We start from the raw sequence: 20,354 nt of genomic DNA, 5'->3' as shown, positions 1-20,354 counted from the left end.
CACCTTTTTGCTTTATAGAAAAATAAGTTCACATTCAAGCTTGTAGCCTGTTTCATTTTCAACAGTTTTCTGAATTTCCGACACAAGCTGTTTTACATCGTCAGCCGTAGCCTTTGATTTGTTGATGATAAATCCTGCGTGCTTTTCGCTGACCTGAGCACCGCCGACTGTTTTGCCCTTGAGTCCGCATTGCTCAATGAGCGCACCTGCAAACGCACCCTCCGGTCTTTTGAACACACTGCCTGCGCTCGGATATTCAAGCGGCTGTTTTGTTGAACGGCGATTCATATAATCGTTCATTCTGTTCTGAATTTCTTCGGGATCATCTTTTTTAAGTTTGAATACCGCACCTGTGATTATGCAACCGTTTTTGCGGTAAACGCTTGTTCTGTAGCCAAACTCAAGATTCTCCGCCTCTGTTCTGCCGATATCGCCGTTCTGTGTGATGTGAGAAACGCTGTATACAACATCTTTCATTTCACCGCCGTATGCACCTGCGTTCATAAACAAAGCACCGCCGACTGTTCCCGGAATTCCCCATGCAAATTCAAGTCCCGAAAGTCCGCATTTTTGGGCAAACTTACACAGACTTCCCAAAGCCGCACCTGCGCCGCAATAGATTGTTGTATCGTCAATTAATGAAATATTCCTGAAATCACCGTCAAGACGGAGAACCGTGCCGTGGATTCCCTCATCCGGAACCAGAACATTACTGCCATTGCCGAGAAGAATATACTTCTCCTTGCAGGCATCGCATTCCTTTAAAATTTTCATCAGCTGAGAAAGATTTGTCACCTTTATGTAAACATCTGCTTTTCCGCCGATTTTAAATGAAGTGTGTCTGCTCATCGGTTCAAATCGTCTTGCATCACAATCAAGCTTTTGAGCACAATTATATATAATATCGGTAGTGTCCATTCAATTACCCTCCGTTGTTAGTTTAGAATATGAAATTTCTGTTCCCTGTATTCCGTTACAAAGCGGAATTATTCCCATGTATCAACAATAACCTTTGGTGACGGCGGAAGATCCTCAACAGCCATTCCGAGATTTTTGAGAAGTTCTCTTGCTGCATTGTAGCCCATTTTCTTCTGTCTGTTATTCATGGCGGCAACCTCTATGATTACGGCAAGGTTACGGCCGGGCTTTACGGGAATTGTAAGAGTAGGCACTTCGACACCGAGAATCTTCATGTATTCGTTGTCAAGTCCCATTCTGTCATAAACCTTTGCGCTGTCCCATTGCTCAAGGTTGATTACCATATCAATCTTTTCCTGCAGCTTGATAGCGCCCATACCGAAAAGTTTTCTGGCATTGATAATTCCGATACCTCGAAGCTCAATGAAGTGACGGATATTTTCGGGCGACTGGCCATAGAGTGTAGTCTGGGCAGTTCTTCTGATTTCTACGGCATCATCGGCAACAAGACGGTGACCACGCTTAATAAGCTCAATTGCGGTTTCGCTCTTACCGACACCGCTGTCGCCCGTAAGCAGACAGCCTTCGCCGTACACTTCAACAAGAACGCCGTGACGGGTGATTCTCGGAGCAAGCTCTTTGTTAAGATATTGTACAAGTGACGCAGTAAGATCCGATGTACTCTGCGGGGTGCTGAAAATAGACACCTTGTGCAGCTTTGCACTTTCGAGAATTGCGTTTGACGGTTCAATATCACGGCAGATTATTACAGCCGGAGGACCAAAGCTGAAAATGGAGTCAATAACCATTTTCTGAGCCTCCGGACCGTATCTGCCGAGATATGAGAACTCTGTATTACCGAGAACCTGAATTCGCTTGTTGTCAAAGAATTCAAGATAACCCGTAAGCTCAAGTCCCGGTCTGTTGATTTCAACAGTCGATATGTTAGTTTCCTTGTAATTTTCAGCAACATAAACTTCGGTGAGGTTCAATGCTTCTGCAATTTGCGACAGCGGAACAGAAAATTCAACAGACATAAATCATCGTCCTATCTTAAATATTTATTACCTTTCACAAATCAGAGCAACCGCTCTGCCGCCTAACGGGCAGATGTATGCTCTCAGGCTATATACTTATTGCTATTATACACCATAACGCAGTTTTGATAAAGTCTTTTTGTGAATTATTTTTCAATTTTTAATAAAATTTTCTCATTTTTCTGTTACTGTTTTAACAATGTCTGCTTTTAATTCTTTATCGGAACTAATATAACAAATACTCAAATAGCCGTTGTTTTTACCCTTAAAATTATTGAATATGGATAAAGATGTCACGGAAAGGTTGTTATTATTATTCTTCAACAGAACAATGTGTTCTTTAACTTTTTTCAGTGCGTTTTTATCTTTTGAAAAAAGTTGCAAAGTTTTTGTATCCGAAAGGGCAGTATAGGTCAAAGGTGAAATTGCGGTTTCTTTTGAAATATAGTCAATATCGGTTTTGAGAGTTTTTTCTCCGAGATTTGAGTCGATAAGATACAATTCAAGCTTTGAAAGTGTCAGCGCAGGGATATAGGCTTTCTTTGCCGATATTACGGCTTTTTCAAGGCTGTCAGCCTCAACCGAAACACCTTGCACATCCTCGCTGTTCTCAAGCAGATAGAAATTATACACGGCTTTGCCCGATTTGTTTTCTGCAGTAATCGTCTGAACAAGCGAAGAAGTATCGATGCGGTTTGAATTTGAGCAGCCGCCTAAAATCAGAACAATTGCCATAATCGGCAGTAAAAATAATTTTTTATTCATAAAGCTTTCTCCGATATACAAAAAGATAGATTATGGGAATCAGAAGTGCGGAAATAAAATTGAGTACAGTCAGAAAAATATTGTTCAGCAATAATTCTTTTACAGCATTATAACTATCTGCACAAACAAACAAAACAAACATTATAAGCGCAATTATCGAAACAAAAACAAGCGTTCTTTTTGAAGATGTATTTACAATGCAGTTTGAAACGCTGATGAGGACAGCCGTTACAAAAACAAAAATACAGGCAGTTACTGCGGCAAGGTAAAAGCTGTCAAAGCCTTTCATATCACCAAAATATGCGGTTTTTGACAATAGCTGAACAGAAAACGGTTGCTGTGCAGAATATGCACCGATAACAAAATCGGCAAAAAACAAAGTCAACATTAATGTGCCGAATATAATAAGAGTTGTAATTACAGGTTGTTTTATCGACAGATTTTTGGTGCTTGTGGAATTGAATCCAAATATAACAGGCAGAAACGCAAAGATTAAACAGTCTGCAACATTGCTCCGAATATTTGAAAAATCGGGTGTAACAAAGGTGCTGTTCGGTGCAAATTCAAAAGATTTTATATTTCCGAAAAATATCACGGCAAAAGCAATTATGAGAAACGCAAACACAAAAATGCTGACTCTTGAAAGCGGATTTATCCCCTTTGACGCACCGTAAACACAAATGCAAAGTATCAAAAAGGCAATCACCTTTGTGTCAACATCGGGATTAACTCCCGAAACAAACATATCGCAGAATCTAATCAGAAAAGAAACGGTTATCACGGTGAAATACATACAATAATATGAAGAAACAAAGAAAAAGCCCGTTTGCGATGTGTTTTTTGCAAAGGCTGAGAAATCAAGTCTTGTTCTGTGCTTTATCGAATAAAAAGGAACAAAACACAACAGCGTGAAAAATATTCCGAATCCGATTGACGCAAGGCTTGAAAAAATATTGTCGCTCTGCAAAAAGCTCCGCCCCATTAACAATATCGGAAGTACAGAACATACAAACAGCGAAAGCATAAGTCTTTTTGACGGAAAAGTTACATTCGATTGCATTACATCTCCTCCGTTTCGGGGAATTTCTGAACCTTGATTGTGTGCTTTGAAAGCCTTTTCCAATCTGCTCTGACAAAGACATCACGCATACTCCGCCACGAGAACGGTGCAAGCGATGACATATACGGCACGCCGACTGATGTTTTGGAACACATATTGACAAGCACTCCGCAGGTGAGCAGAACTATTCCCCACAAGCCGAACATTCCGCCTGCGATAACGCAGAAAAATCTCAACACCATAATAGGCGGATAGAGTGCGAATGTGACATAACTGCAAATTGCCGCAGTTGCAACAACCATAAGAGTTGACGAGCTGATTATGCCTGCGCTGACGGCACTTTCACCGATTACAAGCGCTCCGACAATGCTGACAGCGTGTCCGAGCGGCTTCGGAATACGCAGTCCGGCCTCTCTCATAACTTCATAGATAAAGGTTATGAGAATAACTTCAAGTGTTACGGGTAAAGGTGTTTGCGACAAAGAATCAGATGTTTTCACGAGCAATCCGGTCGGAAAATATTCGGGATGAAACTGTGCAAAAGCCGTGTATATTCCCGGCAAAAATACGGCTATGAGGAACGAAATATACTTTAAAATCCGTATAAATGCCGCATAATACGGGCGGTTTGAATAATCATCAACGCTTTGAAATTCTTCTGCAAAAAGGTGCGGAATGATTATCACCGACGGTGTTCCGTCAATCAGAATTGCCACTCTGCCCTCCGACAGCTTTCCGCAGACCGTATCCGGTCTTTCGGAAATCCCGACACTCGAAAAAAGTGATTTTGAATTGTTGTCTTCAAGATAACTGCTTAAATATCCCGACGCAAGAATCATTTTCAGATTGCAGTTTTCAAGCCGTTCTCTGATTGCTTTAAGAATTTGCTTTGACACGCTGTTTTGAAGATAACAAATCATCATCTGCGTGTTTGAACTGTATCCGCTTGTTATGGTTTCAAAAACAAGGTCGGGACTTTTGATTCTTCGTCTTATTAAAGTCATATTGATTCTCAGCGGTTCTGTAAAACCTTCTCTGCAGCCTCTCTGCACTACCTCACTTTCGGGTTCCGAAACACTTCTGAATGAAAAGCCCTGTGCTCCGATTGCAAGCATACGACTGCAACCGTCAACAACAAGCAGGGCAAAACCTGATGTTGAAAAGCTGATTGCCTCGTCAATTGTCGTGAACTCGACAATTTCACTTGATGTCAGCACGGTATTTTTTATAAGGTCAAAAACCTTATCGGGGGATTGGCAGTCAAAATAATAATCGAGCAGAGGATTGATTACCGACAATGCAAGCGTGTCCTTTCCGCACATTCCCTCAATTGTGATTATTGCGGATTTTATACTGCATTGTCCCTTTAGATTCATTTCACGAACCGTAAAGTCTGCCGAATTTTTGAACATTTTCTTCAGAGTTGAAATATTTTCTTTTAATGAATTATACATTTAATCACCGTCTTAATATATCTGCTTTTTATTTTGCGGTATATCGGCTCAAATTATGCAAATATTAGTAACGGTGATGTTATGTTAATTTCAATAATCAGAACAATTTTGCTCTATGCCTTTGTCATTCTGGCAGTCAGGTTAATGGGAAAGCGACAGATGAGCGATATGCAGCCGAGCGAGCTTGTAATCACAATGATAGTGTCGGATATCGCATCAATTCCTATGCAGAACACATCTCAACCGCTGTTGAGCGGAGTTATTCCCGTTGCAATTCTCGTTGCACTTGAAATTACCGCAAGCATTATTATGATGAAATGGAGCGGTTTCAGAAGTCTTGTGTGCGGAAAACCCGTTATAGTAATTAAAGACGGAAGGATTCTGCAATCGGCTATGAAAAAGCTGCGGCTTACTACAGAAGATTTGAGTGTCAGATTAAGACAACAGGGTATTTTTTCAATCGAAGATGTTCAATACTGCATTGTTGAAACAAATGGTGAGGTGAGCGTTCTTGAAAAGCCTGAGAAGAGAAAGCCTTCTGCCGAGGATTTCGGGTTAAAAATTAAGGACAATAAAATTGAAACCGTAGTTGTCAGCAACGGAAAAATTCTTGAAAATTCGCTTAATTTATGTGAAAAAGAAAAAGGTTATGTTAAAAATATTCTGCAAAAGAAAAATATTAAGCAGAGCAATGTTTTTCTGATGACTCTTGACGCACTCGGAAATTACAACATTATAAAGAAGGAATAACAATATGAAAAGAATTTACATTGCACTTTCACTTGTTCTGGCGGCACTATGCTTTGCTTCTGTTGAAACAGGATTTATTTCGGGCAAAACGGATTCATTCATTGCAAAAATTGAATGTGCCGACAGACTGATGAGCAGACTTGAATTTGAAGACGCACTCAAAATATGTGAAGAAACCGAGAAAGAATGGTATGACAACGCAAAATTGATTGACACCATGCTCATTCACGATTATGTTGACAATATCGGATTAAGCATTTCGAGAATGACCGTATTTGCACAAAAACAGAACCGTGATATGTACTTTGCCGAAAGCGTTCAGGCAAAAAAAGAACTCGCCTCCATTAAAGAAAGCGAGTTTCCGTTAGTTGAAAATATTTTGTAATTCTTATACAGAATTATTCTTTTTAATTTTGGAATTGATAAATTCGACCAGTCGGAATATGAGGAAAACGGCGGCATTGACTATTACAACGCTTGCACCTGTCGGGGTGTCGCATGAATATGACACGCACATACCGACAAAGAAACAACAAAGTGAAAGCACACCAGAACAGAGAATTACCGACTTGAATTTTTTGCAAACTCTCATGGAAGAAAGCGCAGGAAAAATTATAAGTGCGGAAATTAGCAGAGTACCCATAATTCTCATACCGATTACAATTGTGAGAGCCGTAAGGAGTGCAATTACCGTGTTATAAACGCCTGTTTTAAGACCGGTTGCCCTTGAAAATGTTTCGTCAAAGGTTACGGCAAAAATCTTGTTGTAGAACAAGATGAATATTACGATTACGACAAGTGCAAGGATTCCGCACATAATTGCGTCGGCTGTTGTAGTGGCAAGAATACTGCCGAAAAGGTATGAGTTGAGGTCGGTATTTACGCCCGATACACTGACAAATACAACACCTATTGCAAGTGCCGTACTTGAAATTATTGCGATTGCCGCATCACCGTTGATTTTACTGTTCTCGGAAAGTCTTAACAGCAGGAATGCCGCAATAATGATTACAGGAACAGCAACTTCAAGCGGTGCAAGATTTAGTGCCGCCGCAACTGCAAGCGCACCGAAACCCACATGAGATAATCCGTCACCGATCATTGAATACCGTTTGAGAACGAGCGTAACACCAAGCAGTGCCGCACACAAGGAAACAAGCGTGCCGACAATGAATGCTCTGACTATAAAATTGTATGAAAACATTTCAAAAATCATATCAAACATTTTTAGCACCTCCGTGAACTCTGTGCTGACATTCATCGCACGGGCAATCGCTGAGAATAAAGCGTTTGCCGGCATCCGAATGCAGATACTGATGTGCCGTACCGTAGAAATACCAATTCTTTGCAAGGTGCAGAATTTTTGAGGCATTGCTCACGGCTGAATTCACATCGTGAGAAACCATAATAATCGTGATTCCGCTTTCATTCAACTTTTTGATGAGAGCGTACATATCAGCCATTGCCATCGGATCAAGTCCCGTTACAGGCTCATCAAGAATAATCAGTTTGTGAGTTGCACACAATGCACGGGCGAGCATGACACGCTGCCGCTGACCGCCCGAAAGCTCTCTGAAACATTTTTTGCGTAAATCATAAATGCCCGTGAGCTTCATATTCTCGGCGGCAGTTTTTTTCTGCTCCTTTGAATAGAAAAAGGTGTGTTTTTTATTAAGACAGCCCGAAAGCACCACCTCTTGCACCGACGCAGGAAAGTCACGCTGAATATCGCTTGACTGCGGAAGGTAGCCGATTTCATTCTGTTTTAGTCCGTCACTATAGGTAATCGAACCGCTCAATGGCTTTAAAAGTCCGAGAAGTGCTTTCATGAGAGTAGTTTTGCCCGAACCGTTTTCACCAACTATGCAGATATAATCCTTTTCTTTTATATCAACCGAAATATCATTGACAACGGTTTTGCCTTCATAACCGAGCGAGGCATTTTCAATTTTAATAAGCGACATCAGTATAACGCCTCCTTTAGTGCTTCAAGATTTTGTTCCATAACAGAAATATAAGTTGCGCCGTTTTCAAAATCATCCTTTGTGACATTGTGACATGAAGAAAACTGCATCGTCTTTGCAGAAGAATCTTCAGAGATAATCCGAGCAATTTTGCCGCTTGAAAGCTCAAGATAGAATACAACGGGTATATTGTGTTCTCTTGTAAAATCAATCAGATGAGAAACAACGGCTGTACTCGGCTCGGTTTCGTGACTGCAACCCGGGAATGCACATTCATATCCAAGGTTGTAGTCGCTTACAAAATACAGAAACGGAAATCTGTCGCCGAAAACAAGCGTATCACGCTTTTTGTTATTTGCAACTTCGGTAAATTTCTTATCAAGGCTGTCAAGCTGTGAAATGTAATTTGTTTTTCTGTCATTGTAATATTTAGAATTTTTACTGTCAACTGACATCAACTCATCTGCAATTGAGGCAGACATACGCTCTGCATTTCTGATTGAAGTCCAGACATGCTCGTCATACTCCTCCCCTTCTTCGTGATCGTGACCTTCGTCATCATCATCCATATCTTCATGACTGTCGTGTTCATGGTCATGATCCATAGACTGTTCATGTCTGAGAGGAACATACTCCATCATCTTCATCACTTTTACATCTTTGTTTTCAATTGACGAAAGAACTCCATCAACCCATTCGTCGCTTTCACCGCCGTTGCAGATAAAAATATCGCAATTTTCAATTGCTGTAATATCTGACGGTTTGGGTTCATAACTGTGCGGATCGCTTCCGGGCGAAAGCAACAGGCGAATATCAACTTTATCGCCTGCAAGCTGTCTTACAAAATCATAGTAAGGAAAAATCGTTGTTACAACGCTGATTTTACCGTCAGATTTCCCGACATCTTCAGTTCTGTCACAAGCGGAAATTAATAACAAGCCGCAAATTATCACGGCAGAAAGAAAAATTGAAACAAGTTTTTTCATATATCACTCCAAATAACGCTTAAAAAGTCTTAATACACAAAAGGGATTGCATAAAACATCTTTATGCAACCCCTTTATAATTATTTGCAGAATCGGATAAATTTATCCGAAAGCTGTTTTATGCAGCTTTAGCGGCAAGCTTCTTTGCCTTTTTATGACGCTGCCACATAACCCAAAGCGGACCTGCGATACAGATTGAAGAATAACAACCTGATATGATACCGATAATCATCGGAAGAGCAAAGCCCTGAACAGATGTGATATTGAACGCACAGGCAACAACATAAACAACAAGAATAGCCGAAAGTGTTGTTACAGAAGTCATAATTGTTCTCTTAATACACTTTGTACAGCTGAGGTTGAATATCTTGCCAACATCTGTTTTGCTTCCGACAAGCTTCTTTTCCTCACGAACACGGTCATAGATAACAATTGTATCGTTAAGCGAATAACCGAGAATCATAAGAACAACTGCGATGAAGCTTGCGTCAATCGGCATCTGGAAGATTACATACATAAAGTAAATCATTGCAACATCGTGGAAGAGGGCTACGAGAGCCATAACACCTGCCGAAAGACCGCCGATTTTCTTAAATCTGATTGTTACATAAAGAACCATAAGCACGGCTGCAATTGCAACAGCAGTAAGACACTTGAGAAGGAAGCTGAAACCCATTGAAGCATCAACCGAATTTGATTCAAGACATTTGAAGTTATTGTCCGGATACTTCTTCTGAAGGTCTGATTCAAGGTTCTTCTGAATATCGGTTTTGATTGAATCGTTACCCGAGAACTGAACTGTTACCGTTGTGCCGCTGTCACCCATAAGATCCTGAGCATATGTAGTAGTGATTCTGTCCTCTGTTGTTTCAACCTGAATAAAATCAGTAAGTTCAGACTGATTGATTTCACCGCTGTAGCTGAATTTAAGTGTGGCACCGCCAGAGAACTGAATGTCAAGCTGTGTACCGAAAATAAAGTTACATACGATACCGATAATAATAATTGCAAGAGAAATTCCGAAGAAAATCTTTTTGTGACCTACAAAGTCAATAATCTTGTGGCCTCTGTTATACTTTTCGGCAAATTCCCCATCTGTAAGGGGGGCATTTGAAACTGCCTTTGTCTGAGTTTTATCAGTCATTCTTAGCACCTCCAAACAACCATTTTTTACGCAGGAACTTAAAGCCTGCAACACTTCTGAGCATAATTCTTGTACAGAATACACCCATGATAAAGTTAGCGATTACGCCTACAAGAAGTGTGTAACCGAATGAGTAGATAGTACCTGTTGTAGACTCACCGAAGATGATTGAGAGAATATTTGCAGGACCAAATACAAGCATAAGGATAATTGATACGATAATAACGGTCATATTACCGTCAACGATAGCGGAAAGTGAATTCTTTGTACCCCTTTCAAGAGCACCGTCAAGAGTTCTGCCCGCTTTAAGTTCTTCTTTGATACGCTCGGCAGTAATAACATTACAGTCAACGCCCATACCGATTGAAAGGATAAGACCCGCAATACCTGGGAGCGTCATTGTGAATGAAGAGAATACAGGGAAGTAACCTGATACAGCCGCAATGGCAAGACCCATCTGACCGAGAAGTGAGATAACTGCAACAAAACCGGGCAAGCGGTAGAAGAGAATCATAATGATTGCAATAATGATAAATGCGATAACACCCGCATATGCCATTGCAACAAGTGAGTTCTCACCGAGGGTTGCGCTGATTGTGCCGTAGTTTGATGTTTCAAGCTGGAACGGAAGAGCACCTGCATTAATTTTTGATGCAAGGTCCTGAGCCTCTTTAGCTGTAAAGTCACCTGAAATAACAGCGTTGCCGTCTGTAATCTCTGCATTTACGGTCGGATACGAAAGCATAATATCGTCCATCCAGATTGATACTGTCTGGTTGAGATATTCTTTGGTGATGTTACCGAAAAGCTCTTTACCGTTCTTGTCACCGTCACTCTTGAGCTTGAGCTGTACAACATATGAATTCTTACCGGTTGACTGATCTGTTGTCATACCTGCTGTTGCACTTTCAACATAAGAACCGTCCATAAGGATTGTCTTAGCTGTGTCGCCCGTAGGAGTTTTGTAAACATACTCGCCGTTTGAATCAACATCTGTTGTTGAATATTCCTTTCCGGGACGGAAAGTAAGCTGTGCTGTTGAAGAAATCTCTTCGATTGCCTCAATTGCGTTCTGGTTGGAATCTTCCTTCCATGGGAAACGAACAATGATTCTGTCGCTTTTTGCATCCGCATAAAGCTCATAATCTGTGATACCCTGAGATACCATTCTTAATTCAATGATTGACTTTGCAGACTCAAGCTGCTCGTCAGTTGCGTCAACATCTCCTGCCGGTTTGAATGTTGCTTCAACACCGCCACGGATGTCAATTCCCCATCGTATATCGCTGATGCCCTTTAATACTGTTGTTTTGTTATCGCCGGTGTAGTAGGAAATACCAAAAATCGCAGTAAACGAAAAGGCAAGTATCAGCAAAGCTACGACAAAGAATACAGGCTTTGGAACTCTTTTCATGCCTTTGAAACCTCCGTTAAATAATTGTCTGTGATTTTATTTTGCTCAAAAGTCAAAATAACTCTGTCACGAACATCCAATCACAGACCGTAACAGAGTTATTATAGAATTTTTTTAGGAAAATGTCAATGGATACGGAAATATTTAATAAAAAAAGAATTGAATTTATCAAAAAATACATTCTAATGTCATAAACTGCATACAAAATTCTTCCAAAATCCAACTGACAAACCAAATTTTCAAATGATGATTACTTGTTCAGAATCTTTTCGCAAGCTGCAAGCCTTGCACAGATACAAAAAACATCCATAGCAACTTCAAGCTCGTGGTTCGGAGGGAAGGTCGGTGCAATTCTGATGTTGGAATCCTTTGGATCAATTCCGAGCGGATATGTTGCACCTGCACCTGTAAGAACAACTCCTGCCTCCTTACAGAGAGCGACGGTTCTCTTTGCCGTGCCTTCAAAAACATCAACGCTTACAAAGTAACCGCCGTGCGGCTTTTTCCATGATGCGATATCAGCAGGCGCAAGTTCTTTGTCGAGAGTATCAAGAACAATCTCGAATTTTGGTTTAAGGACAGACTTGTGCTTTTCCATATGTTTAAGCACGCCGTCATAGTTCTTGAAGAATCTTACATGACGGAGCATATTAAGCTTATCATAGCTAATGATTTCGTAGTTATATTTTTCACGGAGAACCTTGAGGTTGTTCTCAGATGCAGCCATTGCGGCTACGCCTGCACCGGGGAAAGTAATCTTTGATGTTGAGCAGAAAAGAATCGGGAGGTCTTCATTACCTGTCTTTTTGCATTCATCCATAATGTTGAGCAAAACATCAGGTGTGTCGCTGATTTCATGGATGCAGTAAGCATTATCCCACATAATTCTGAAATCCTTAGCGGCAGGCTTTAAAGCGGCAAAACGCTTAACAACCTCATCGCTGTATGTGGTGCCGGCAGGGTTTGAATATTTCGGAACGCACCAAATACCCTTGATTGAGTCATCCTCAGAAACGAGTCTTTCAACCATATCCATATCGGGACCGTTGTCGTCCATCGGAATCGGAATAAGCTCAAAGCCGTAATACTGAGTAATGCCGAAATGACGGTCATAACCCGGTACCGGACAGAGGAATTTTCTGTTCTTTACTTCATACCATGGTTTGCAGCCCTCAACAGCGGGAGCTGTCATAAAGCATGAAATTGTATCAAACATCATATTAAGGCTTGAAGAACCGCCTACAATAACATTCTCTGCATCTACACCGAGAATATCCGCAAAAAGCTTTCTGCACTCTGTAATACCGTTGAGAAGTCCGTAGTTGCGGCAATCCATCTTATCCTCACCGATAAAATCGGATTTGCTGTTGATTGTATCGAGCATAGGCAATGAAAGATCAAGCTGTTCTTTGCTGGGCTTACCTCTTGCCATATTGAGGTTAAGTCCCATACCTTTAATCTCCTCAAATCTCTTTACGAGATTGCCATACTCTTTTTCAAGTTCCTGCTTACTCAAGTCAAGATAACCCATTTTGAATAACTCCTTAAAATATTATTGCAAATGCAATTTAAATTTCTAATATATTTTACTCTATTCGCCCAAGAAATGCAAGATGTTTTTTGCAATCTTGCATTTTTATTTTCACAAAAAAGAACAGACCTGCAACAGTCATTTTTGGTGAAAGTTTGCAAGTCTGTGATTTTGTGTTATTTTTATCGAGAATGTGTAGTTTTGTGCCAAAGCACAAAATTGGGATTAATAATACTGGTAGTAGTAATAACCTTTCTTTCTTCTCTTTGAATCATAAGTACAACCTACCTCAATCAGACCGAGTACGGTTGAATCGGCAAGCTTTACGCTGTCAAGAAGGTGCTGAAGGTCACCGTGAGTTGTTGAGCGTTCACGAACAACTACAACAAAGCCGGCAATCATATCCTTGAGAAGCAGAGCGTCGGCAACCACACCGATAGGAGGCGTATCAAAAATTACATAATCATAATCTCTGACAAACTGCTCATAAAGTTCCTGAAATCTGGTACTGCACATAAGCTCAGAGGGGTTTGGCGCAACCGTACCTGCCGGAAGAATGTCAAGATTCGGAAGAACATCATGCTTAACAGCCTCGTCAATTTCAATCATTTTACCGATTACATTGGTAAGTCCCTTTTTATTGTCAAGCTTAAAAATGTTGTGAACATTAGGACGGCGAAGGTCGCAGTCGATAAGGAGAACTCTTTTTTCCATTTTTGAAAAGGAAATTGCAAGATTTGCGGAAACGGTGCTCTTGCCCTCACCCTTTGAGTAACTGGGTACGGCAAAGCATTTTTTTCTTTTGCGGAAAGCGAGAACATAATGTTAGTTCTTGCGGCCTTATACGACTCAACAATTGCAAACTTGCTCTTATCGGAAAGAGAAAAATTCTGTCCGTTATTTTTTTTATCGTCTTTCTTTTTAAATAATTTAAAATCAGAAGCCATAGTTCCTCCTTAACCCTGGTTCTCAAAGTCGGGAATTTCGGCAAATATAGGAATACCGTAGATATCCTGAATATCGTCCTCAGACTTGATTGTTGTGTCGATAAGTTCAATAAGAATAGAAATAAGGCAGGAAGCAATTAATCCGATTGCGGCGCCTATAAGCATATTCTTTGTGTTACTCGGTGCATACGGAGCCGAAGGAACCTTCGCCTGACGAAGTGTTCCAATCTGACCGTAGCTGAATTTTGAATTATAAACCTCAGCCGCCTTTTCGGCAAGCTGATTGGCAACATTGGCACACTTCTGTGCGTCTGTACCGTCCACTGTAATTGTGATAAAGAAAGTACCGTCGGTTACATCAACATTAACCGTGCAGCCGTCATAGAGTGCTGTCATCTCATCGGAATTTTTAAAGAGTGTAACGCAGATTTCAGCAAGATTTGCAGAGGCGGAAATATCAGCAGGATATATCTTCTGGTTTTCCTCATTGGTTGTCTTTTTAGTTGTATCATCGGCAGCCTTTGAAGGTGTCGTACTCTTGGTGTTAGCATTGGCATTTGCTCGCTGTGACGAACTGTAGTTCTGTACATAAATCATGGTAGATGTGCTGTACATCGGCGCAATTACAAAGCGTGAATACATAAAGAACAGCAGTCCCATTACAACAGTAGCAAGAATAATAAACTTGATTCTGTGCAAAAGGACGCCGACAATTCGCTGAATGGTTACATTCTTTGCCATTTATATAGCCCCTTTAATTCGTATTAAGTATTAAGAAAACATACCGTAAAGCAAAAAAGGTGTTTTTACGGCACTGATTTACATATTCATATTTCATTATATCTTATGTATTCTCAGCAATAATTCTATCATAAAATATTGATTGAAATAATTTATTTAATATTATACAAATTTTTCATTGTCGGATTCTTTAACAGCAAAAATAAAGGAAGCCGTAAAGACTTCCTTTATCATAGTTTATTAAGTTACGGTTATCAGCCTACAACATTAAGAAGTACGCCGGCTGCAACTGCTGAACCGATTACACCTGCAACATTCGGGCCCATAGCGTGCATGAGGAGGAAGTTGCCGGGATTTTCAGCCTGACCAACCTTCTGGGATACACGGGCAGCCATCGGAACGGCGGATACGCCTGCTGAACCGATGAGCGGGTTAACCTTACCGCCTGTTGCCTTGTACATAATCTTACCGAAAAGTACACCGAATGCAGTACCCATACAGAACGCAAGAAGACCGAGAACGATAATCTTGATTGTGTCAAAAGTAAGGAAGTTCTGACCGGATGCGGTTGCACCTACAGTTGTACCAAGGAAGATTGTGATAATATTCATAAGCTCGTTCTGAGCTGTTTTGCTGAGTCTTTCAACAACGCCGGACTCCTTAAAGAGGTTACCGAGCATAAGCATACCAACGAGCGGAGCTGCGTCGGGAAGGAAGATTGCGATGATAATAACAACAATTACCGGGAACATAATCTTCTCAAGCTTTGAAACGGGACGAAGCTGTTCCATAACTACCGAACGCTCTTTTTTGGTTGTGAGCGCCTTCATAATAGGCGGCTGAATAATCGGCACAAGAGCCATATATGAATATGCGGCAATTGCGATTGAACCGAGAAGATGCGGAGCAAGTTTTGTTGTTACATAAATAGCCGTAGGACCGTCGGCACCGCCGATAATACCGATAGCACCTGCCTCTGCCTCTGTAAATCCGAGGAAAATAGCACCTGTAAATGTTAAAAAGATACCAATCTGTGCGGCAGCACCGAGGATAAGGCTCTTCGGGTTAGAGATGAGCGGACCAAAGTCGGTCATGCAACCGATGCCGAGGAAGATAAGAGGCGGATAAATGCCGAGCTTAACACCCTGATAGAGGTAATAAAGAAGTCCGCCGTATGTCGGATTCTCAATATAAGTTACTCCGTCAATCACCGTTTTGGCGTGTCCCGACACCGCAATATTCTGTGCGGTACATTGAGCCTCTGTCAAAAGCTGTGTTGTAGGCGGAGCCATAATGCTCGGATAAAGATTAACAAGCAGCATACCGAATGCGATAGGAAGGAGCAAAAGCGGCTCATACTGCTTTTTGATTGCAAGGTAAAGCAAAACGATTGAAATACCAATCATTACATAGTTCTGCCAGTTAAGAGTTAACAGACCCGAGTCTTCAAAGATACCGACAACGGCATCTACAAAGCCTTGTAAAATTTCCATTAGATAACATCCTTTCCCTTAAAACTTTGCCTTAAAACGGGCGGGTATTATCAAGTACACCGGCTTTTGCCCATGCGGAACGACCGCCGTCTGATGACTTTTTAATACTCTTGATTCTTGCTTTTTCGGAAGAGCCGTACATTGTGGCAACCGCTGCGGAAATTACGGCAACAACCTCATCGGAAACACCGTCTGTCTGAGCAGGAGCAACAGGAGCGGCAACAACGGGAGCAGGAGTTTCTGCTACGGTTTCAGCCTTTTTCTCTTTGCTCTTTTTGCCGGCATTTTGAGCTTTCTGAATGATTGCGCCGTAAATCTTGATTATGAAAATCAAGAGAATCAGCATTGCGAATACAACAACAAAACCTGTAAGAACAACTTTTGCAGAGGCAATACCTTTTTCGGCAAGGGAAAGCTCCTCTTTAGCCAATAAAGCTACATCGGAAAGATTCATAAAACAACCCCCATATTTGTCATTTGCATATAGGAATATTATACTTTATTCCCGAAACATTTTCAATAACAAATATGGGGCGAATAATTTTTTGGCGATATTACCAATTTATTTATTTGTGAACCTGTTTATTTGTGAATTAAAGCTTTGCGATTTTATCGTTATTTGTCGTTACAGAATTATACATATTAATCCGTTACAGCCGTCATTGATAATTTTTTCAACTGTCTCCCCTATCCGCCTTCTGGCATCGGCAGGCATTCTGTACAGTTTGTTGTGAAGTCCCTCGTTAACGAGTTCGTGAACTGATTTTCCGAATATGTTACTCTCCCAGATTTTTTCCGGATTTTCGTCAAATTCTCTGAGAAGGTAAGACACAAGCTCTTCGGACTGCTGTTCCGAACCGACAATCGGAGTTACCTCCGTCTGCGTAAAAATCTTCATCATATGAATTGACGGTGCGCTTGCTCTCAGCTTGATACCGTATTTTCCGCTCTGCTTAATAATCTGCGGTTCATCAAGGGTAAGTTCGTCAATTGTCGGCATAACAATTCCGTAGCCCGTTTCCTGAACCTGTTCATAAGCCTGTGCAATCTTGTCGAATTCTTTTTGTTTTTGCGAAAGAGTTTTTATGCAGTTCAGAAGTTCGTACTCCTCGGTTATATCAAGCCCTGTTTCTTCCGAGATAACCTTGTAGAAAAGTTCGCTTTCGATAGATACGGCCATCTCCGCATATCCTTTTCCGAGGTCAAGACTCGTAACCTTTGCAGATGTGATGTACTCGCATTGCTCAATATCAGAGATTATCTGCTGAATTTGCCTGATTTTCTCAATTTTTGCGGCATTTTTCTTTATTGAATCAAATACAACCGATTTCAGCCAATGGTCTTTATCGAGCTTTACAACCCATTTCGGAATGTCAACCTTGATTTCACGAATTGGAAATTCAAACAAAAGCTGTGCAAGTATCCTTTTGATTTCGGTTTCGTCAAGCTCCATACAGCTAACGGGAATTACGGGGACCTTGTATTCGGCGGTCATTTCGTTTGACAGGCGAATTGTTTCATCTGCCGTAGGTGCAACTGAATTGAGAAGTATAATGAACGGTTTATTGATTGCTTTCAGCTCATTAATTACTCTTTTTTCACTTTCAATATAATCTTCTCTCGGAATATCGCTGATTGTTCCGTCAGTAGTGATAACAAGACCGATTGTTGAATGGTCGGTAATTACCTTTTTAGTGCCTATTTCTGCGGCGTCATCAAAAGGAATCGCCTCGTTTGACCACGGAGTTTTTACCATTCTCGGTTCGTCCTCTTCGCTGTAACCGATTGCGCTGTTTACAATATAGCCTACGCAGTCAATCATTCTCACATTGAAGGTTGTGTTGCCACCGAGATTGATTTCAACGGATTCCTCGGGAATAAATTTGGGTTCTGTGGTCATTATGGTTCTTCCTGCCGCAGATTGAGGAAGCTCGTCAACGGTACGCCTGTAAACTGCCTCGTCACGAATATTGGGTAGGACAAGCGAATCCATAAACCTTTTTATAAATGTAGATTTTCCCGTTCTGACGGGACCGACTACTCCGATATAGACATCGCCGTCGGTTCTTCGGGAAATATCCTGATAAACATTTCTCTCTTCCATTTTTTATACCTCCCTATATTCTCGGAATCAACAGCATTTTAGGTGCGTCGAGCACCTGATTTTCAGCCGAATTTTCCGAAAGCAACAAATCAAGCTTTGTGTTGTGGGATTTAGCAATATCCCAGAGCTTTTCTCCCTTGTCGGCAAAGTATAATGTCAGCGCACAATTTTCGGGAGGTATAGGTTTATCCTCAAAAACATTTACATTTTTTACGGTGTTTACTCTGTTTTCCGAAAAAACAGCACCGCAAATTTTCAGCTCACAACGAATTTCTATGACATCATCCTCGGCAAGTCTGTAGCTTATACTTGCTGTCCTTGTACCGAAAATTTTGGCACAGGTGCAGTCTGTCTGCGGAATAATATGCTCATAATCGGCTGAACGCTCAATAAATACAGGCATATCTTCCCCGTTAAGCGCCAATATGCATATGTTGATTTTTCCGCTTATAACCATACCTCTGTCATCGTGTGAAGCCTCGGCAGTTATTTGTTCTGTGAAAATATCGAGAATTCGTGAGATTTTTCCGTCATCAATCTTAACGGACATTTTTTCCATATGAGGTTCATTAATCGGAACAACCTCGCCCGTAATTTTTAATTGTTCAAACTCCGGCAATGAGGAAAATTCTGTTGAGTAGGCGTCACATACAATTTCCTCCTCACGGGTTATATAGCCCTCCTCCGTAACGCAGAGCTTAACTTCAAGTATCACAGACGGCTTTTCGGAAAGCATATCATTTTTCAGTCTGATGTCATACGACATAACATCGCAGGAAACACAGTTGATTGTGTTTTCGTCAATTCCGTCACAATCTAAAATTTTGTTAAACGGCAACAGATAGTCAAGCTTTTCAACTTCTCCGCTCTCTGCGTTTGAAAGGTACAAAAGCTTGAGATTAAGTTCACCGTTTAGCATAAGCTTTCCCGTTACAGCCTTAGCGTCAATTACTCCGACGCTTACATCGCTACGGAGAACGGATTCAATCTGCGGTTTTTCGCCTACCGAAATTTCTTCGCAAACAGAAAACTGTTCCTGACAGAACGATTTAAGATCGGCACAGGTAACGGTCTTTCGGTCGGTTTCGATATTATCGGAAGGCGTGAAAATGCTCGTCTGAGTTTTTGAAAATACCTTTGCATACAATGAAAACGCTCCGTGCATAACAAGTCTGCGGGGACTTAATGCCCTGCAGTTTATGTATTCCGGCTTGGTTTTTGTGATGATAACCGGATTGTCGGGAGCGTCTTTTACCGAAAAGTTCTGTGAAAAATTCACGCTTTGTTCGCAACAGCGCACGCTTTTCTTTATGCTTTCCACATACATTACATTTACTGTGCAGAATCCGTCAATCTGGAGCTGACCTCCCGAAAGGGTTCTGCTCTGAATTTTGGGTGTGAGGGTACATTTCAGAATTTTTTCTATATCCGGACAATAATCGGGCAGAGTGAGGTCAACATCTGCAAGCTGTTCGGCAACCGTGTCCAGCACAGCCGACGGCGTGCAAAACGAGCGGTTTTCCTGATTAAACTCCATATTTTTCTCTCCTTTATGTTTTATAGTTCAATTATATTAGGGAGTGCGGAAAAATATTACCCGTAAGATTAATCATAATTTTATTTTAAAAAATAAGATGTGCAAAGTTTTTTGTAACTATGCACATCTTTGGCTCGAATTTATTGTAAACTATTACCAATAGCAAGATTTTGGAACAGCGTCCAAACATATGACTGTTATTCCGGCTTGGTTTCCTTTTTGATTCCGTAAATTTTTCTCAAAATTGCCGATATGAATTTTGGTTTCTCAATAAGTACAACTTTCATAATTACCTCCGTACACAACAAATACTGACAACTACGAGTGCGCCTGCCGCAATGACGAGTACCCATTCACTCGGCAGAAGTGATGCACACAGCAGTCCCAGTCCAAAGCATACTGCAGATTTTATTCTCTGTGTGTAACAATTCACTGTATCACCCTATATCAGAATATACACAAAATCAAATTATGTGCAAAAGCGGTTGAATTATTTTTAAAATTGATAT

Annotated in this window: 20 protein-coding genes and 1 pseudogene; 2 read left to right on the top strand and 19 right to left on the bottom strand. The window is 41.0% G+C overall.

From position 1 onward, the window contains the following. Positions 1-12 precede the first annotated feature (12 nt). The 5 genes from murB to AC2HW8_RS04835 form a co-directional block, all read right to left on the bottom strand. Positions 13-918: a UDP-N-acetylmuramate dehydrogenase gene (gene murB, locus AC2HW8_RS04855; RefSeq protein WP_117523570.1), complete on the bottom strand. Its 906-nt coding sequence runs from the start codon at positions 916-918 to the stop codon at positions 13-15. A 68-nt stretch (positions 919-986) separates the two neighbouring features. After that, positions 987-1,955, bottom strand: coding sequence for an HPr(Ser) kinase/phosphatase (gene hprK, locus AC2HW8_RS04850; protein ID WP_021884165.1), 969 nt, complete (start codon positions 1,953-1,955; stop codon positions 987-989). 174 nt (positions 1,956-2,129) lie between these two features. After that, positions 2,130-2,720: a hypothetical protein gene (locus AC2HW8_RS04845; RefSeq protein ID WP_117847431.1), complete on the bottom strand. Its 591-nt coding sequence runs from the start codon at positions 2,718-2,720 to the stop codon at positions 2,130-2,132. Continuing rightward, positions 2,713-3,780 (bottom strand): hypothetical protein, encoded by a 1,068-nt coding sequence (locus AC2HW8_RS04840; protein WP_484327220.1) that lies wholly within the window; start codon positions 3,778-3,780, stop codon positions 2,713-2,715. Before AC2HW8_RS04840 ends, AC2HW8_RS04845 begins: the two co-directional genes overlap by 8 nt. Further along, positions 3,780-5,234, bottom strand: coding sequence for a spore germination protein (locus tag AC2HW8_RS04835; protein WP_484327219.1), 1,455 nt, complete (start codon positions 5,232-5,234; stop codon positions 3,780-3,782). Before AC2HW8_RS04835 ends, AC2HW8_RS04840 begins: the two co-directional genes overlap by 1 nt. 81 nt (positions 5,235-5,315) lie before the next feature. Between AC2HW8_RS04835 and AC2HW8_RS04830 the strand changes: the two genes are divergently transcribed. Beyond that, positions 5,316-5,984 (top strand): DUF421 domain-containing protein, encoded by a 669-nt coding sequence (locus tag AC2HW8_RS04830; RefSeq protein WP_015524058.1) that lies wholly within the window; start codon positions 5,316-5,318, stop codon positions 5,982-5,984. A 4-nt stretch (positions 5,985-5,988) separates the two neighbouring features. Further along, entirely contained in the window at positions 5,989-6,369 is a 381-nt protein-coding gene (locus tag AC2HW8_RS04825) for a DUF4363 family protein (RefSeq protein ID WP_046432254.1), read from the top strand. 3 nt (positions 6,370-6,372) lie between these two features. Here the strand turns inward: AC2HW8_RS04825 and AC2HW8_RS04820 are convergent, their stop codons facing one another. The 14 genes and pseudogenes from AC2HW8_RS04820 to AC2HW8_RS04755 all read right to left on the bottom strand — a co-directional run bounded on the left by AC2HW8_RS04820 (position 6,373) and on the right by AC2HW8_RS04755 (position 20,278). Next, complete coding sequence (locus AC2HW8_RS04820) at positions 6,373-7,209, bottom strand: metal ABC transporter permease (protein WP_021884159.1); 837 nt, start codon at positions 7,207-7,209, stop codon at positions 6,373-6,375. Further along, on the bottom strand, positions 7,202-7,948 hold the full coding sequence (locus AC2HW8_RS04815; protein WP_021884158.1) for a metal ABC transporter ATP-binding protein: 747 nt from the start codon (positions 7,946-7,948) through the stop codon (positions 7,202-7,204). Before AC2HW8_RS04815 ends, AC2HW8_RS04820 begins: the two co-directional genes overlap by 8 nt. Beyond that, positions 7,948-8,934 (bottom strand): metal ABC transporter substrate-binding protein, encoded by a 987-nt coding sequence (locus AC2HW8_RS04810; protein ID WP_295024266.1) that lies wholly within the window; start codon positions 8,932-8,934, stop codon positions 7,948-7,950. The genes AC2HW8_RS04815 and AC2HW8_RS04810 overlap by 1 nt, the downstream gene beginning before the upstream one ends. 118 nt (positions 8,935-9,052) lie before the next feature. Continuing rightward, positions 9,053-10,078 (bottom strand): protein translocase subunit SecF, encoded by a 1,026-nt coding sequence (gene secF, locus AC2HW8_RS04805; protein ID WP_117967403.1) that lies wholly within the window; start codon positions 10,076-10,078, stop codon positions 9,053-9,055. After that, on the bottom strand, positions 10,071-11,492 hold the full coding sequence (gene secD / locus AC2HW8_RS04800; RefSeq protein WP_021884156.1) for a protein translocase subunit SecD: 1,422 nt from the start codon (positions 11,490-11,492) through the stop codon (positions 10,071-10,073). The genes secF and secD overlap by 8 nt, the downstream gene beginning before the upstream one ends. Before the next feature lie 250 nt (positions 11,493-11,742). Then, positions 11,743-13,023 carry an aspartate aminotransferase type Ic gene (locus AC2HW8_RS04795; RefSeq protein WP_021884155.1) on the bottom strand — a complete coding sequence of 427 codons (1,281 nt, stop codon included), beginning with the start codon at positions 13,021-13,023 and terminating at the stop codon, positions 11,743-11,745. 225 nt (positions 13,024-13,248) lie between these two features. Then, a pseudogene (locus tag AC2HW8_RS04790) lies at positions 13,249-13,764 on the bottom strand (CpsD/CapB family tyrosine-protein kinase); the annotation flags it as partial. A gap of 215 nt (positions 13,765-13,979) precedes the next feature. Then, complete coding sequence (locus AC2HW8_RS04785) at positions 13,980-14,711, bottom strand: YveK family protein (RefSeq protein ID WP_021884152.1); 732 nt, start codon at positions 14,709-14,711, stop codon at positions 13,980-13,982. A gap of 254 nt (positions 14,712-14,965) precedes the next feature. Beyond that, positions 14,966-16,204, bottom strand: coding sequence for a sodium ion-translocating decarboxylase subunit beta (locus tag AC2HW8_RS04780; RefSeq protein ID WP_046432262.1), 1,239 nt, complete (start codon positions 16,202-16,204; stop codon positions 14,966-14,968). 31 nt (positions 16,205-16,235) lie between these two features. Continuing rightward, a complete protein-coding gene (locus AC2HW8_RS04775) occupies positions 16,236-16,658 on the bottom strand; it encodes an OadG family transporter subunit (protein WP_015524069.1) in 423 nt (140 codons plus the stop codon). Between the two features lie 171 nt (positions 16,659-16,829). Then, entirely contained in the window at positions 16,830-18,308 is a 1,479-nt protein-coding gene (spoIVA, locus tag AC2HW8_RS04770) for a stage IV sporulation protein A (protein WP_296640625.1), read from the bottom strand. Positions 18,309-18,321: 13 nt separating this feature from the next. Beyond that, positions 18,322-19,845, bottom strand: coding sequence for a DUF3794 domain-containing protein (locus tag AC2HW8_RS04765; protein WP_293639554.1), 1,524 nt, complete (start codon positions 19,843-19,845; stop codon positions 18,322-18,324). A 197-nt stretch (positions 19,846-20,042) separates the two neighbouring features. Next, entirely contained in the window at positions 20,043-20,132 is a 90-nt protein-coding gene (gene spoVM, locus AC2HW8_RS04760; protein ID WP_021884148.1) for a stage V sporulation protein SpoVM, read from the bottom strand. Positions 20,133-20,134: 2 nt separating this feature from the next. Next, on the bottom strand, positions 20,135-20,278 hold the full coding sequence (locus AC2HW8_RS04755) for a hypothetical protein (RefSeq protein ID WP_173018961.1): 144 nt from the start codon (positions 20,276-20,278) through the stop codon (positions 20,135-20,137). Positions 20,279-20,354 lie beyond the last annotated feature (76 nt).

The organism is Ruminococcoides sp., assembly GCF_057037865.1.
This window is presented reverse-complemented; position numbering and strand designations above follow the sequence as displayed.